Source organism: Pseudoduganella sp. RAF53_2 (assembly GCF_052113985.1).
GTDB lineage: Bacteria > Pseudomonadota > Gammaproteobacteria > Burkholderiales > Burkholderiaceae_D > Rugamonas.
In genome coordinates, this window is record NZ_JBFRDW010000094.1 from 1 (window position 1) to 15623 (window position 15623).

Annotated in this window: 15 protein-coding genes and 1 pseudogene; 7 read left to right on the top strand and 9 right to left on the bottom strand. The window is 60.4% G+C overall.

What is annotated here, in order from left to right:
• Positions 1 to 192 precede the first annotated feature (192 nt).
• On the top strand, positions 193 to 681 hold the full coding sequence (moaC, locus tag AB4Z11_RS08105) for a cyclic pyranopterin monophosphate synthase MoaC (RefSeq protein ID WP_442024220.1): 489 nt from the start codon (positions 193 to 195) through the stop codon (positions 679 to 681).
• Here the strand turns inward: moaC and AB4Z11_RS08110 are convergent.
• Positions 678 to 1358: an SOS response-associated peptidase gene (locus AB4Z11_RS08110; protein WP_442024222.1), complete on the bottom strand. Its 681-nt coding sequence runs from the start codon at positions 1356 to 1358 to the stop codon at positions 678 to 680. The two genes, moaC and AB4Z11_RS08110, sit on opposite strands and share 4 nt — an antisense overlap.
• Positions 1359 to 1440: 82 nt before the next feature.
• On the opposite strand from AB4Z11_RS08110, the gene AB4Z11_RS08115 reads away from it, so the two are divergent.
• Positions 1441 to 2670, top strand: coding sequence for an AGE family epimerase/isomerase (locus tag AB4Z11_RS08115; RefSeq protein WP_442024224.1), 1230 nt, complete (start codon positions 1441 to 1443; stop codon positions 2668 to 2670).
• A gap of 84 nt (positions 2671 to 2754) precedes the next feature.
• Positions 2755 to 3450, top strand: coding sequence for a flagellar brake protein (locus tag AB4Z11_RS08120; protein WP_442024226.1), 696 nt, complete (start codon positions 2755 to 2757; stop codon positions 3448 to 3450).
• A gap of 52 nt (positions 3451 to 3502) precedes the next feature.
• On the opposite strand, the gene AB4Z11_RS08125 is transcribed toward AB4Z11_RS08120, so the two are convergent.
• The 8 genes from AB4Z11_RS08125 to recA all read right to left on the bottom strand — a co-directional run bounded on the left by AB4Z11_RS08125 (position 3503) and on the right by recA (position 11043).
• On the bottom strand, positions 3503 to 3976 hold the full coding sequence (locus AB4Z11_RS08125; RefSeq protein WP_442024228.1) for a pilin: 474 nt from the start codon (positions 3974 to 3976) through the stop codon (positions 3503 to 3505).
• Positions 3977 to 4172: 196 nt separating this feature from the next.
• Entirely contained in the window at positions 4173 to 4895 is a 723-nt protein-coding gene (locus AB4Z11_RS08130) for an FHA domain-containing protein (protein WP_442024230.1), read from the bottom strand.
• Between the two features lie 61 nt (positions 4896 to 4956).
• Complete coding sequence (gene sucD / locus AB4Z11_RS08135; protein ID WP_442024232.1) at positions 4957 to 5838, bottom strand: succinate--CoA ligase subunit alpha; 882 nt, start codon at positions 5836 to 5838, stop codon at positions 4957 to 4959.
• A gap of 13 nt (positions 5839 to 5851) precedes the next feature.
• Positions 5852 to 7018 carry an ADP-forming succinate--CoA ligase subunit beta gene (gene sucC, locus AB4Z11_RS08140; protein ID WP_442024234.1) on the bottom strand — a complete coding sequence of 389 codons (1167 nt, stop codon included), beginning with the start codon at positions 7016 to 7018 and terminating at the stop codon, positions 5852 to 5854.
• A 63-nt stretch (positions 7019 to 7081) separates the two neighbouring features.
• A complete protein-coding gene (locus AB4Z11_RS08145; RefSeq protein ID WP_442024236.1) occupies positions 7082 to 7645 on the bottom strand; it encodes a DUF2889 domain-containing protein in 564 nt (187 codons plus the stop codon).
• 128 nt (positions 7646 to 7773) lie between these two features.
• A complete protein-coding gene (locus AB4Z11_RS08150) occupies positions 7774 to 9363 on the bottom strand; it encodes a phosphoethanolamine transferase (RefSeq protein WP_442024238.1) in 1590 nt (529 codons plus the stop codon).
• Between the two features lie 47 nt (positions 9364 to 9410).
• Complete coding sequence (gene recX / locus AB4Z11_RS08155) at positions 9411 to 9869, bottom strand: recombination regulator RecX (RefSeq protein ID WP_442024240.1); 459 nt, start codon at positions 9867 to 9869, stop codon at positions 9411 to 9413.
• Positions 9870 to 9963: 94 nt separating this feature from the next.
• The gene (recA, locus tag AB4Z11_RS08160; RefSeq protein WP_442024242.1) at positions 9964 to 11043 is read right to left on the bottom strand and encodes a recombinase RecA; all 1080 of its coding nucleotides are present in this window, start codon (positions 11041 to 11043) and stop codon (positions 9964 to 9966) included.
• Between the two features lie 129 nt (positions 11044 to 11172).
• On the opposite strand from recA, the gene AB4Z11_RS08165 reads away from it, so the two are divergent.
• The 4 genes and pseudogenes from AB4Z11_RS08165 to AB4Z11_RS08180 all read left to right on the top strand — a co-directional run bounded on the left by AB4Z11_RS08165 (position 11173) and on the right by AB4Z11_RS08180 (position 15445).
• Positions 11173 to 11865 carry a response regulator gene (locus AB4Z11_RS08165; RefSeq protein ID WP_442024244.1) on the top strand — a complete coding sequence of 231 codons (693 nt, stop codon included), beginning with the start codon at positions 11173 to 11175 and terminating at the stop codon, positions 11863 to 11865.
• A pseudogene (locus tag AB4Z11_RS08170) lies at positions 11862 to 13147 on the top strand (sensor histidine kinase N-terminal domain-containing protein). Before AB4Z11_RS08165 ends, AB4Z11_RS08170 begins: the two are co-directional and overlap by 4 nt.
• Positions 13140 to 13391 carry a DUF4212 domain-containing protein gene (locus AB4Z11_RS08175; RefSeq protein WP_442024246.1) on the top strand — a complete coding sequence of 84 codons (252 nt, stop codon included), beginning with the start codon at positions 13140 to 13142 and terminating at the stop codon, positions 13389 to 13391. Before AB4Z11_RS08170 ends, AB4Z11_RS08175 begins: the two are co-directional and overlap by 8 nt.
• On the top strand, positions 13388 to 15445 hold the full coding sequence (locus AB4Z11_RS08180; protein WP_442024248.1) for a sodium:solute symporter family protein: 2058 nt from the start codon (positions 13388 to 13390) through the stop codon (positions 15443 to 15445). Before AB4Z11_RS08175 ends, AB4Z11_RS08180 begins: the two co-directional genes overlap by 4 nt.
• Positions 15446 to 15623 lie beyond the last annotated feature (178 nt).

The following is a 15623-nucleotide window of genomic DNA, read 5'->3' on the forward strand; positions in this document are numbered from 1 at the left end:
GTTGGGGGTAGTCGTTGCAGACTGCGCCTGCCCATTCGGCGCCGTAATCAGCAGTTGGGGGTAGTCGTTGCAGACTGCGCCTGCCCATTCGGCGCCGTAATCAGCAGCGACGACAGCAGGGCCGCCAGCAGGCGGCGGGGAAAACGATGTGCATTCACAGTGCTATCATACCCGTTCAATCAGAGTGACACGATGACCAACAAGAATCCAGAACTTACCCATTTCGACGCCTCCGGACAAGCCCACATGGTCGATGTCGGCGCCAAGGCGGAAACCCACCGCGTCGCCGTCGCCGCAGGCAGCATTCGCATGCAAGCTGCAACGCTGGCCATCATTCTAACGGGAAGCGCCAAGAAGGGGGACGTACTGGGCATTGCGCGCCTGGCCGGCATCATGGCCGCCAAGCGCACCAGCGACCTGATACCCCTCTGCCACCCGCTGGCGCTGACCCGCGTGACAGTGGATTTCGAGTCCGACGAAGCCTCGTCCACCATCCACTGCCGCGCTCAGGTCGAAACCTATGGCAAGACCGGTGTCGAAATGGAAGCATTGACAGCCGTGCAAGTCGGCCTGCTGACCATTTACGACATGTGCAAGGCTGTCGACCGCGGCATGGTCATGAACAATATCCGCGTGGTGGAGAAGGCCGGCGGCAAGTCCGGCGACTGGAAGGCTGACTAAGCCCACAGATCCAACTGGGAAGTATCCACTTTCTGCCGCGGCGCCAGCGGCTCTTCCCAGGCGCGCATGCGGCTCACCGGGTAGTGGTTGAGGAAGGCGCGCGCGTGTTCGGGGTTGCGGCAGCCGAGCCAGTCTTCGTAATGCTCGGGCGGGATGATGACCAGGGAGCGCTTTTCGTCACCGTCCTTGTGGAAGCGCTTCATCAGGCGGTGATGGTCGGCGTTGATGGTCAGCTGGGTGAAGGAGTAGCTTGAGCTGCCGTCCGCCTCGATCCAGCGCCGCCACAGTCCGGCTACCGCAAAGGCACGCTCATCGGCCATGCCTATCCCCCAGCGCACTGCTTTGCCCGACTCGTAATTCGGTTCATAGAAATGATTCATCGGCACCAGGCAGACCTGGCTGTCGTGCCAGGCCTGCGAGAATGAACGCAGCTCGCCGACGGTTTCGGTACGCGCATTCATGGTGTCCCAAGGCTTTACGCCAGGCGGAATATGCCGGCGCGGTACCATGCCGTAAGACGCGACCAGACATTCGGCCTTGCCGCTGCTGCCGCGCCGAATGATGGGTGCCGCATAGTCCTTCCAAGTCTCGTCCGGCCAGTCCTCAGACGCCAGCATATCGAGCTGCATCATCTCGGCAACGAGATCGCGGGAGGTGGGTCGGTAGTTGGTGCACATGGGCAGCTATCGTACAACAACCGCTGAGGTCGCCCTCGAATTATACTTGTGACAACGTCAGCTTTCGGGATAGCATGGACAGATGACATCCAAGGCGACGGCCCTGCGTTTACTCCTTTCCTCTGCGCTGCTGATGGCGCTGGCGGGCTGCGAGCGCGAGGACGGGCAGTTTGTGAACGCGGACTGGCATCGCAAGGATCTCAATGCTCACCTCGCCCGCTGGGTAGCCGTGGCGCCCACGCCATCAGGCTTGATGCTGGGCCAGTTCAACCGCAACTGGCAGCCGCAAAAAGGCGCCAGCGGCGATCTGACAATACATAGCCGCGTGGTGTACGCCATGATCGTCGGCTACGAAGCCACGGGCGATCAGCGCTACGCAGATGCGGCAAGGCGCGGCGCGGACTTCATGCTGCAGTATTTCCGCGATCCGCAGTACGGCGGCTTTTATCAGCACGTGGATGCGGCCGGCAAAGTGGTCGACAACAGCAAGAACACCTACAGCCACGCCTTCGCCGTGTTGGCGCTTTCGCACATGGCGCGCGTGACCGGCGATGAGCGCTACAAGCAGGCCGCGCTGACGGCCTGGCGCGACATCCGCAGCAAACTACGGGATGCGGATGGCGGCTTCGTCGCCAATGCCAGCCGCGACTTTGCGCCCGCCTCCGGCCTGCGCACGCAGAATCCGGTGATGCATATGTTCGAAGCCCTGCTGGCCCTGGTCGAGGCCACCGGCGACCCAGGCGCACTGGAAGACGCGCGCAGCGTCGGCAACTTCGTCCTGTACAAACTGATGGTCGGTTTRCCCGGCGGTGGCGCTTATATCCCCGAATGGTATGACGCGCAATGGAAGCCGCTCGCGACCGCCGACCAGGGCGCCTATATCGACATTGGCCACCAGTTCGAATGGAGCCATCTGCTGCGCACGGCGGARCGGCGCGGCTTGCCACCCATGTTTGCGGATGTGGGCGACCGTTTGCTGAAGTACGCCATCGCCAACGGGTATGACGAAGCCAGCGGCGGCATCTTCAATCGCATCTTCCCCGACGGCTCGGTGGACCGCCACAAATACTGGTGGCAACAGGCGGAGGCGATGCGCGCTTTCATGGCTGTGGGCCAGCGTCCCGAAATGGCGCGGCGCTACCAGCAAACGCTGGAGCTGGTCGATCACGAAATGCTGGACCGCGACCACGGCGGCTGGCGCCTCGGCGCGAAGCGCACTTGCGATGACGGATTGTGCGGCGATTTGCAGCCGGAACCTTATCATTTGGTTGGACTGGACGTGACAGCGTTGTCCATGGCATCCACGCAATGAATATTTAGTTCCACTTAGAACTATTTATTCCGTGACAATGTATAATCGTGCAAGTTGCTCAACAACCAAACGGGACCCAAAGGCATGGCGAGCGAGGCGAAGACGCAGGAATACGAATTTGAACAGATGAACCTGCAGGTGGGAGGGCGAATCCAGCTCCTGACCCACCGCACGCTGCGCCCGATCCAGCACTTCTCTACCGTCATCGGCTGGGTCCGCGACGAGTACATGATCGTCAAGATCCCCATGGAAAATGGGGCGCCAATTGCGCTACTGGAAGGGGATAAACTGACCGTTCGCGTGTTTTCAGGCGTGAATGTGTGCGCGTTTTCGACTGTGGTGCTGCGCGTGTTTCAGCGTCCGCTGCTGTATGCACACGTGACCTTCCCGGCCAATATCCAGGGCACGAGCTTGCGTACGGCGATGCGCGTGAAGGTGGAAATTCCGGCTCAGCTGACGCGGGCGGATGGCATGCAGGCCTCGGTCTTCCTGACCAACCTGAGCGTTTCGGGTGCTTTGATTGAATCGACCCAGCCGCTCGCACGCGAGACTGAAACCGTCGGCCTCGATTTCACTTTGCTCTCAGCGCCGGGACAACACCAGGTGCGCGTGAACACGCAGGCCCTGGTGCGCAACGTGAGCGTCGCCGCTTCACCTAGCGGGACGGAAGAAGTGTTCAGCTACGGCGTGCAGTTCTCGAACCTCGATCCGGTCCACTTCACCATGCTGCAGAACCTCACTTACGAGGCCCTGCTCGCAGATCGACAAAAAATCGTTTGAACAAATAAAAAAACCGGGCCGAAGCCCGGTTTTTTTTGGGTTCAACTAGCTATTACGGATTGTTCTTGGTGATAGCGGTTGACAGGGTGGTGTTGGTGATGTCGGTACCAGCGGTCCACTTCATCGAGCTGTCGCCAGCGGTCAGCACAGGGGCAAAGGTGATTTTTTTGCCGTTTGCGTCGGTGGAGATACCGTCTTGCAGCATCAGGGTGATCGTGCCGCCAGCAACAGTAGCACCGGCTTTAACTTCTTTGGTTGCGAGGAACAGGTTAGCTGCTGGAATGCCGCCGCTGCCGTTGGAGCAGTTGGTCAGGTCACCGCCGGCTTCCTGTGCGCACAGCGCTACTGCGGTCTTCAGCGAGTCTGCTGCGGAGATTGCGTTAGCGATTTTTGCTTTAGCGGTGTAGTCCGAGTATGCAGGGATAGCAACTGCTGCCAGGATACCGATAATTGCAACAACGATCATCAGTTCGATCAGGGTGAAGCCGGCTTGAGCTTGTTGCTTCATCATTTTCATGGATTTCATTTTGCTGCTCCTCAGTAAAGAAACTAAAAATTGGGTGGGACACAGGGATAAGAGCAATCGGCGTGCCAGCCTATTTTTTAAGCAAAATGAGGGTTTTTGGACCGTAAACTGTCAAAATTTGTCGACACCACTGTCGAGATTTGTCAGGGCGCTGTCGAATTTTGTCAGTAGTAGCGTTTCCACGTGACAATTTTCGTCATGCCGTACGGAAACTCATGCGGGTACCGCCGAGGTCGAGCACATCGCCGTCGGCCAGGCGCTTGGCCACGCGGCCAAGAGGTGTGTCATTTAATAGTGGCGCTTGTTCGCCTTCGACGTGAGCTGCCGTGTAGCCGTCCGCCGCGCGGGCGATTACCACGACCTGGACGCCAGGACGGCCCAGGCTGGTGGCCGGTTTGGTCAGAGTGAGCGATTTGCCAACATTCGGGCCGTTCAGGAGTTCGATGCGGCCAAGCGGCAGGCCAACCTCCCCCGCAGCGGCGTCCATCGCCGCAGCAGAGGCCGCGCCAGGGCTGGCGCCGCTGCCATAAACTGCAGCAGCGGCAGGCGTAACAGATGTCGCCGGCGCCGGGCGCACGCCCGGCATGATGGTGGACGGTCCGGCGGCCGCAGCGGCAGCAAGCGGTCGGATGCCGTCCTGAATGAATTCGAGGTGGTACTTTGCCATCTTGATCACRTCCTTGTTTTGCAGGAAGTGCTTGCCGATGCGCAGGCCGTTAACAAATGTACCGTTGGTGCTGTGCAAATCTTCGAGGAAGGAATCGTCCAGAATAGTCGTAATCACCGCGTGCTCCCCGCTCACGGCAGGATGGTTCAGCACGATATCGTTATGGCGATGGCGGCCGAAAGTCATGCGCTCTTTACTGAGCTGGACCGTCTGCTCCACGATGCCTTCACGAGTGATGACTAATTTGGCCAATCAAATCCTCCAAACAAACAAAAACGGGGAGCCGCAGCTCCCCGTCATCATACCGAAACGATTACAGCATTGCCTTCAGCAGGCGTGCCATCTCGGACGGGTTCTTGGTCACGGTGATGCCGCAGGCTTCCATGATTTCCAGTTTGGCTTGCGCGGTGTCGGCGCCGCCGGAGATCAGTGCACCGGCGTGGCCCATGCGCTTGCCCGGAGGAGCGGTCACACCAGCGATGAAGCCTACCACTGGCTTCTTCATGTTGTCCTTGATCCAACGGGCTGCGTTGGCTTCGTCAGGACCGCCGATTTCGCCGATCATGATCACAGCGTCGGTGTCAGGATCTTCGTTGAACATGCGCATCACGTCGATGTGCTTCAGGCCGTTGATCGGGTCGCCGCCGATACCCACTGCCGAAGACTGGCCCAGGCCCAGGGCGGTCAGCTGAGCCACCGCTTCATAGGTCAGGGTGCCGGAGCGGGAAACCACGCCGATGCGGCCCTTACGGTGGATGTGACCAGGCATGATGCCGATCTTGATTTCGTCAGGAGTGATCAGGCCTGGGCAGTTCGGGCCCAGCAGCAGGGTCTTGGAACCGGCTTTAGCCATGCGATCCTTAACTTCCATCATGTCGCGGACTGGGATGCCTTCGGTGATGCAGATTGCCAGGTCCAGGTCAGCTTCAACAGCTTCCCAGATTGCCGCAGCAGCGCCTGCTGGTGGAACGTAGATCACGGACACGGTCGCACCGGTCTCGGACTTCGCTTCCTTCACGGAGGCGTAGATTGGGATGCCTTCGAAATCTTCGCCGGCTTTCTTCGGATTCACGCCAGCTACGAAGGCGTTCTTGCCGTTCGCGTAGTCGCGGCACATGCGGGTGTGGAACTGGCCGGTCTTGCCGGTGATGCCCTGGGTGATGACTTTGGTGTCTTTGTTGATCAGGATAGACATAGTGATTCCTTAATTATTTACCGGCAGCGGCAGCAACAACGGCCTTGGCTGCTTCTTCCATGGTGTCAGCGGCGATGATCGGCAGGCCGGATTCGGCCAGCATCTTCTTGCCCAGGTCTTCGTTGGTGCCCTTCATGCGCACCACCAGCGGTACGGCCAGGGACACGGCCTTGGCGCCGGCGATCACGCCTTCAGCGATCACGTCGCAGCGCATGATGCCGCCGAAGATGTTCACCAGGATGGCTTTCAGTTCCGGATTCTTCAGCATCAGCTTGAAGGCTTCGGTCACTTTCTCGGTGGTGGCACCGCCGCCCACGTCCAGGAAGTTGGCCGGCTCGCCGCCGAACAGCTTGATGGTGTCCATGGTTGCCATGGCCAGACCGGCGCCGTTCACCAGGCAGCCGATGTTGCCGTCCAGCGAGATGTAGGCCAGGTCGAACTTGGAAGCTTCCACTTCAGCTGGATCTTCTTCGTCCAGGTCGCGRTARGCSACGATTTCCGGGTGACGGAACAGGGCGTTGGCGTCGAAGTTGAACTTGGCGTCCAGCGCGATGACCTTGCCGGAGCCGGTCAGGATCAGCGGGTTGATTTCAGCCAGGGAGGCGTCGGTTTCCCAGTAAGCCTGGTACAGGCCCTTCAGGTTGGCGACGGCGTCGGCGATCGAACCTTCCGGCACGCCGATCTTGGCAGCGATGCCAGCGGCTTCAGCGTCGGTCAGGCCCACGGCTGGATCGATAGCGATCGAGTGGATCTTCTCCGGGTGGGACTCGGCAACTTCTTCGATGTCCATACCGCCTTCGGAGGAAGCCATCAGCACAACCTTCTGGGTGACACGGTCGGTCACCAGGGATACGTACAGTTCTTTCTTGATGTCCGCGCCTTCTTCGATCARCAGGCGACGTACCTTCTGGCCTTCAGGGCTGGTCTGGTGGGTGATCAGCTGCATGCCCATGATCTGGTTTGCGTATTCTTTTACCTGCTCCAGCGACTTGGCTACTTTCACGCCGCCGCCTTTACCACGGCCACCAGCATGGATCTGTGCCTTCACGACCCAAACCGGGCCGCCCAGGGTTTCAGCAGCTTTCACTGCCTCGTCCACGGACATGCACGGGATGCCGCGCGGTACGGTCACTCCGAACTTTCGGAGGATCTCTTTGCCTTGATACTCATGGATTTTCATGCTGGCTTTCCCTTCTGATACAGATGTGTGTATGAATACGGTTTATGTTAGTTTGGACAGCACCTAGGCTGCGTCTGCCTTTTGGACAAACCAGCGCGGGTAAAACTCGGCAACTGCCTCGCCATCGGTCTTCAGGGCGTGGCACTTATCAAGTTGGAACGGCTTTTCATGATGCTCGGAGCGTTCACGCACCGGCCATACGTCGTTGGCGAAGGCCTGAATGGCAGCCGTGGGCAGGATCTGAGCCAGTTCGGTCAGATGCGTGCAGCCCAAAACACCAGCAAGGCGTTGCTTCACTTCGTTGCGGAATCCCTTCATCAGATTGAGGCCGACGAGGGTTTTATAGGCGGAACCGATGGTGTTACAACGGCCGGGGTAAGGAACTGCATCCGAGACAGCTTCAGCGTCCACAATAGTCAGCTGCTTATCGACAGTGATACGCAGCCAGAGGTCGTGCAGGGCTTCTCCGCCTTTGCGGGGGCCCGATGCCAGCATGGTATCAATGGATTTGATGTCCGTTATATGAGCGTCAAGATCCCATAGGCCATCTTCGCGGGCGAACGCTTTGATGTCTATGGCGCGCGTATGTCTCAGCGCACGTCGGGAGACTGGATTTGACAAGGACATAAGACCGATGCCACTTTCGTGGCCAAATTAATAAGCAGCTAATGTACGCCGCAGCTTCTACGGACAACCACCGCACCCGCGGTGCTGCATAAAACCCTAAAAGTGTAGCACACCGCGCCGCAACACGGCTATTTCAGGGTTTCGTAGTCCGCTGTGGTCTGCAGGTCCACCAGCACCTTGCGCGGCCCTTCCGTGAAGGAAGGTGAAGCGAAGCTTTCGCGCGAATCGCGGCCATCCCAGTCTATATCTGCTATTTCCAGCAGTGATGGGAAGATTTGGGTGTGCGTGATTTTGCGATCGCGATTGGCTTGCAGCGCCGCGGCAATTTGCGGATGGGACTCGCGATAAGCGGCGTTCATCCAGACCAGCATCGGCACATGGGTGTCAAAACGTGTGGCCGGATGCTGCGTGTGCATAAACAGGCCGCGCTTGTCGTCGAACAGGTTTTCGCCATGGTCGGAGGTGAACAGCAGAATGGCCGGGCGCGTCTCCTGCGACAGCGTGGCGATCACGCGCGACAGGAATTTGTCGGCTTCGATCACCGTGTTGTCGTACGAGTTCACCGTCGCTTCGCGGTCGGCGGGCTGCGGCGCGTTGATGCCCAGGTCACTCAAGGTCGGCGTGAACACCCGCGAATCGGCGCCATACCGTTCTTCATAAGGGATATGGCTGCCGATCATATGGAGCAGCACAAACTGCCGAGGCCCGGCCTGGCGCACGAAGGAGCTGAACATGGGCAGCAGATTKGCGTCGGTGCGCAGATGGAAATCCTGAGCGTCGTGACCCTGCTCCACAACATTGGCATCGCGCGCATACGGGGAGCGTTCCTGATTGGATATCCAGGCGGTCTGGAAACCGGCTTCACGGAAGGTCTTCACCAGCGTCGCTTCCTGCTTGCCGATATGGCGCGCAACGATGTTCGGCACCGCGGCATTGGTCCAGTTAGCGGTCGATGCGACATCGCTGAAGGACAGCAGGTCCGGCCCCAACGCGGCAAGATTAGGCGTCGTTGGCCGCTTGTAGCCGTTCAGCTGCAAGTGGTCATAGCGCAGGCTTTCGCCAAGCGCGAAAACAACCAGTACCGGCTGGGACGGCGCAGCCGGGCGGCCGTGCACGCTGGCAAAGCTGGCCGTTTTGTTTTGCTGGTGATACATACGGGTCAGCGACATTGCCAGGCCACTGGGAAATGCCAGATTGGCCGTCGCGTGCTCGAAGAAAGGCGGCAGGCGCAATTGCTGCGACAAGGTCACACGCGTGACCATGGCCAGCATGGCCGCCATCAGCAAGCCGGCGAACAGACGCTTGCGTGCTTCAGCGCCAAGCTTCCATGTGCGGTCGATGGATAATGCCAGCAGCACATAGGCGAGCACGCTGAGCGGCACCAACCACACCAGCCAGCCGAAGGAGGCCAGCACCTGCCGGGTCTGCGCCCATTCGGTATTCCATGTGGCGGAAATCAGGGCATCACCGGGGACGCTGTGATAGGCGAGGGTCAGGTAGGCGAACGGGCCGGCCAGCAGTGCGAATGGCGTCAGCGCCAGGAAGTAGTGCCGCGGCCGGGGCAGCAGCACCAGCGGGCACAGCAGCAGGAACAGCGAGAAGCCCAGCAATCCAATGGCATCGCGCGGGGATGCCAGCTGGTCGGTGGTCAGCACAACAAGGCTGGGCAACCATAGCCATCCGGCCAGGAGCCCCGCCTTCAGGACATTGCTACGCATGTTGCTGTTTCTGAAGGGAAAAGCCGATTGTAGCCGATGACGGGTGCTTAGTAATCTTCGTCGGGCATCGTGCCCTTCATGGCGGTGCGGATGGCTTTTTGCGAGAAGCCGCGCGCCAGCAGGAAGCGCATTTGCTTGTTGCGGCCTTCGGGATCGGTGGCGACTTCGCCGAATTTGCGCTGCCAGACTTCGCAGCAGCGCTCGACTTCGTTTTCCTTCAGCTCGGTCTTGATCCCGGTCAGCATCTCGCCCTCGATGCCGTGGCTTTGCAGCTCGGCGACGATGCGGCTGTTGCCGTAGCGGGCGCTGCGGCGATGCACGAGATTTTCAGAGAAGCGCTCTTGCGAGAGCCATTTGTTTTGTTCGAGGAAGTTGAGCAGGGCTTCGAGGTCGTCGCCTTCTTCCGCATAGCGCGAGAGTTTGCGCGACAGTTCCAGACGGCTGTGCTCGCGCTGCGAGAGCAGGCGCAAGGCGCGGGCTTTGAGAGAGAGGGGGGGGCGGGGCATAACAAAAACGGCGGATCGATGATCCGCCCTACGACACATTGTTGGCATGTCCAACGCATGGCGTAGGGCGGGTCATTGACCCGCCGCTGTGCGATTATTCGACGGCTTTGAGCTTCGGTGCGGCGACTTCTTCGCCGTCGTCGTTCACGACCGGCAGTGCGCGCACGCCGAGGGCTGCGCGGACCTTGTTCTCGATTTCGCGCGCCAGCGCTGGACGCTCTTTCAGGAACAGGCGGGCATTGTCCTTGCCCTGGCCGATGCGTTCGCCTTCGTAGCTGTACCACGAACCGGACTTCTCAACGATCTTGGCTTCCACGCCCAGATCGATGATTTCGCCTTCGCGGGAAGTGCCTTCGCCATACAGAATGTCGAAGTGGGCTTCCTTGAACGGAGGCGCGATCTTGTTCTTGACGACCTTGACCTTGGTTTCGTTACCGATCACCTCGTCGCCGGACTTGATGGAGCCGGTGCGGCGGATGTCCAGGCRCACGGAGGCGTAGAACTTCAGTGCATTACCGCCGGTGGTGGTTTCCGGCGAGCCGAACATCACGCCGATCTTCATACGGATCTGGTTAATGAAGATGACCAGAGTGTTGGTGCGGTTGATGGTGCCGGTCAGCTTGCGCAGCGCTTGCGACATCAGACGGGCCTGCAGGCCTGGCAGCGAGTCACCCATATCGCCTTCGATTTCCGCTTTCGGGGTCAGCGCGGCGACCGAGTCGACCACGATCAGGTCCACGGAACCTGAGCGCACCAGCGCATCGCAGATTTCCAGGGCCTGTTCGCCGGTGTCCGGCTGGGAGATCAGCAGCTCGTGCAGGTTCACGCCCAGCTTCTGCGCGTAGACCACGTCCAGCGCGTGTTCCGCGTCAATGAAGGCGCAGGTGCCGCCCATTTTCTGCATTTCGGCGATGGCCTGCAGGGTCAGGGTGGTTTTACCGGACGATTCCGGACCGTAGATCTCGACCACGCGGCCGCGCGGCAGGCCGCCTACGCCCAGGGCGATGTCCAGACCCAGGGAGCCGGTGGACACGGTCTGTACTTCCTCGATCGGAGCCGAGGCGTCCATGCGCATCACGGAGCCCTTGCCGAACTGCTTTTCAATCTGTGCCAGCGCGGCGGCCAGCGCCTTGGCTTTTTCAGATGCGGGGATTACAGCTTTTTTATCGTCCATGATGTTCTTTCGCGCAGTTGGTTGGTCGCAATTAGTCGCTACAGACGGTACTGTATAAAAAAACAGTGCTTTTGACAAGCACTGTTTTTAAATCTTTGAGGGGGATCAAAAAGTAGCTACATTAGCGTTATGCGTATTTTACTTGCCGAAGATGACAGCGTCCTTGCCGACGGCCTGACACGTTCCCTGCGCCAGTCCGGTTATGCCATTGATTGCGTAAAAAACGGGCAGGAAGCCGACACCGCCCTCTCCACCCAGGAATTCGATCTGCTGATTCTGGACCTTGGCCTGCCCAAGCTGTCCGGTCTGGAAGTGCTGCGCCGCTTGCGTTCGCGCGGCTCGCTGCTGCCGGTGCTGATCCTGACGGCTGCCGATTCGGTCGAACAGCGCGTCAACGGCCTCGATCTGGGCGCGGACGATTACATGGCCAAGCCTTTCGCCCTGTCCGAACTGGAAGCGCGCGTACGGGCGCTGACCCGGCGCGGCCAGRGTGGCGGTTCTACCGTCATAAAGCATGGCCCCCTCACCTACGACCAGGTGGGGCGCAGCGCCTATATTAATGACCAGATGCTGGACCTGTCGGCGCGCGAACTGGGCCTGCTGGAAATCCTGCTGGCGCGCACGGGACGGCTGGTGTCGAAGGAACAGCTGGTCGACCACCTGTGCGAATGGGGCGAGGAAGTCAGCAACAACGCCATCGAAGTCTATGTGCACCGCCTGCGCAAGAAGATCGAAGTGGGCGGCGTGCGCATCGCCACCGTGCGCGGGCTGGGCTACTGCCTGGAGAAGTTTTCCGCCGCATCCGGCGCTGAAGGCAAGTGAGCGAGGAAAAGGCCAGCTGGCAACAGGCGCCCGCCGCCGAAGCCAACGAAATCCAGCACTCCCTGTTCGGCGAGATCCTGGACTGGATGCTCGCCCCCCTGCTGCTGCTCTGGCCAATGAGCATCGCGATTACCTACCTGGTCGCAAAATCCATCGCCAACCAGCCTTTCGACCACGCGCTGGAAGATAACGTCACCGTGCTGTCGCAGCAGGTGCGTGAAGTGGATGGCCAGGTGATCGAGCGCCTGTCCGGCTCCGCGCGCGACATCCTGCGCGCCGACGATGTGGACAGCGTCTACTTCCAGATCATGGACCCGCGCGGCAATCATGTGGACGGCGACCGCGATCTGCCGCAGCCGCAAGCCGCGCCCGATCCGGACAGCTTCCGCGCCGGCAGCGTGAACTTTCGTAACGACACCCTGCACGGCACGCCAATCCGCGTGGCCTATTCCTACGTGAACCTGGAGAAGGACAAGGACCACGATCCGCGCCTGGCCCTGGTACAGGTGGCGGAAACGCTGGAGAAGCGCGCCAAGCTGGCCAATGAAATCATCAAGGGCGTGATCCTGCCGCAGTTCATCATCCTGCCCATCGTGCTGGCGCTGGTGTGGTTTGCGCTGTCACGCGGGCTGCTGCCGCTGGCCGAGCTGCAGGAGCGCATCCGCGCACGGCCGGAGGATGACCTGAGTCCCATTCCGCCCAATCAGGTGCCGGAGGAAATCACGCCGCTGGTACGCTCGCTCAACGAAATGCTGGAACGCCTGAAGCTGTCCATCGACCGATCGAACTGGGTGAGCTGGCGCGCACCACGGTACAGGACTGGGTGCAGGCGTCCTTCAATTACAAGATCGACCTGGGCTTCGAGCCGCCGACCGAGCAGGTGCCGGTATCCGGCAATCCGATGATGCTGCGCGAAATGCTGTCCAACCTGATCGACAACGCCCTGCGCTACACGCCACGCGGCGGCGCCGTGACGGTGCGCGTACGGCGTGCGGGCGATCACGCGATCCTCGAAGTGGAAGACAACGGTCCCGGCATCCCACCAGCCGAACGTGCCCACGTATTCGAGCGCTTCTACCGGATTCTCGGCAGCACGGCCGAAGGCAGCGGCCTTGGCCTGGCCATCGTGCGCGAAGTCGCGCAGCAGCATAATGCGGAGCTGGACCTGTTCAGCAATCCGCGCTGCCATGATCCCAAATATCCCGGCTGCCTGTTTCGGCTGACGTTCGAGATCCGTCCGCCCGAGCCGATTGAAAACGACGAGGTCCCGCATTTTGGATAAGCGCGAACAGCACTGGCGCAAAGCACGCCGCGTAACCGGCCTGCTGCTGGCAGCATGGCTGCTGACGACTTTCTGCGTGGTGTTCTTCGCACGCGAACTGAATGGCTTGTTCATCTTCGGCTGGCCGCTGAACTTTTATCTGGCGGCGCAAGGCGCATCACTGGCCTACCTGGGCATCATCGGTGGCTACGCCATCTATATGCGGCGGCTGGACCGCGCCTACGCAGCGGAGGCCGGCCAGTGAAAAACAGCTTCTTCCGCCGCCTGTCGCGCTACTACCTGATCTTCACTTCCTGCTTTGCGGCCTTCCTGATCGCGCTGGCAGTGCTGGAAAAGGAAGGCATGCCCCGCCTGTGGATCGGCTATCTGTTCATGTTCGCCACCATCGTGCTGTACGCATCGATCGGCGTGATTTCGCGCACTTCGAATGTGTCTGAATACTATGTGGCCGGGCGGCGCGTGCCCGCGCTGTTCAACGGCATGGCCACCGCTGCGGACTGGATTTCCGCCGCCAGTTTCATCTCGCTGGCGGGCGGCCTGTATCTGCACGGTTTCGACGGACTGGCCTACATCATGGGCTGGACCGGCGGCTACTGCCTGGTCGCGCTGCTGATCGCGCCCTATCTGCGCAAGTTTGCGCAGTACACGATTCCCGACTTTCTGGCAGCGCGCTATGGCGGCGATTATCACGGGCGCCCTGTGCGGCTGCTGGCGGTGGCGGCGACCATCATCGTGTCCTTCACCTATGTGGTGGCGCAGATTTATGCGGTGGGTCTGATCGCTTCGCGTTTCACGGGTGTGGACTTCTCGGTCGGTATCTTCCTTGGTCTGGCCAGCATTCTGGTGTGCTCCTTCCTCGGCGGCATGCGCGCCATCACGTGGACCCAGGTGGCGCAATACATCATCATCCTGGTGGCGTTCTTGATTCCGGCCATGTGGCTGTCGGTGAAGCACGCCGACAATCCGATACCGCAGGTGGCCTACGGCAAACTGCTGCCCCAGCTGACGGCGCGCGAGAACGTGCTGGCCCATGATGAAGCGGAAGCGGAGGTGCGATCGATCTTCCGCCAGCGCGCGGACGACTATGATGTTCGCCTGAATGGCCTGCCTGCTTCGTGGGAATCGGGGCGCCAGGAAGCCCAGCACAATCTCGACGCCGTCAAGCGGCGCAGTGGCTCGCTGCTGGAAATCCGCGCCGCCGAACGCGCGCTGATCGCCTATCCGAAAAGCGTGGAAGAAGCGGCCGCGCTGTGGTCCAGCCAGCGCGACTACAATATGGCGCGTGCCGCCGACATCGTGCCGCATGCGGAGCCCTTCCCCGGCGCCACGCGCGAACAGTCGGACAACAAACGCCTGAATTTCCTCGCCCTGGTGTTCTGCCTGATGGTGGGCACGGCCGCCCTGCCGCACATCCTGATGCGCTCCTACACCACACCGTCGGTGCATGACACGCGCGTCTCCGTGTTCTGGACGCTGTTCTTTATCCTGCTGGTCTACCTGTCCATTCCGGCACTGGCCGTGCTGGTCAAATACGATATTTACAGCGCGCTGGTGGGCAGCGATTTCTCGAAGCTGCCAACCTGGGTGTCCTATTGGGCCAATGTGGACAAGACCAACCCGCTGCTGGCGATCAACGATGTGAATCACGACGGCATCGTGCAGCTGGGCGAGATCCTGATCGATTCGGACGTGCTGGTGCTGGCCACGCCGGAAATCGCGGGACTACCGTATGTGATATCGGGACTGGTGGCAGCGGGCGGCTTGGCGGCGGCCCTGTCCACTGCGGACGGGCTGCTGCTGGCGATCTCGAACGCGCTGTCGCACGACATCTACTACAAGCTGGTCGACCCTAATGCATCCACTCAAAAGCGAGTGACAATTTCCAAATTGCTGTTACTGGCGGTTGCCTTTATCGCTTCCTACGCAGCTTCAACCAAACCGGGCGACATCCTGTCGCTGGTTGGCGCCGCCTTCTCGCTGGCGGCTTCCACCCTGTTCCCGGCCCTGGTACTGGGCGTGTTCTGGGATCGCGCCAATCGCCAGGGCGCCATGGCAGGCATGGTGGCGGGCTTCTTTACCTGCCTGTTGTATATGCTGCACACCAATCCAGTGCTGGGCGGCAGCCTGTCGGGCGAATGGTTTGGCATTGCGCCCATTTCGGCGGGCGTGTTCGGCGTGCCAGTCGGGCTGCTGGCCGTGATCGTTGTCAGCCTGCTGACGCCGCAGCCGGACGAGGAAAGCGTGGCGCTGATCCGCTACATCCACACACCTGAAACGCCCCCTCAGCCCAAGCTGTGACAATTAGTGGATTTTCAACGGATGTTGCCGTGCTAATGTCGCGGCATGATAAAAACTATACTCGCCCTCCTCATTGCTGCGGCGACGTCTGCGGCTTCCGCCCAGCAGCAGCCCATCGAAGACTTCTTCAACAACCCTGAATTCAACGAGCCGGTCCTATCGCCAAGCGGCCGCTATC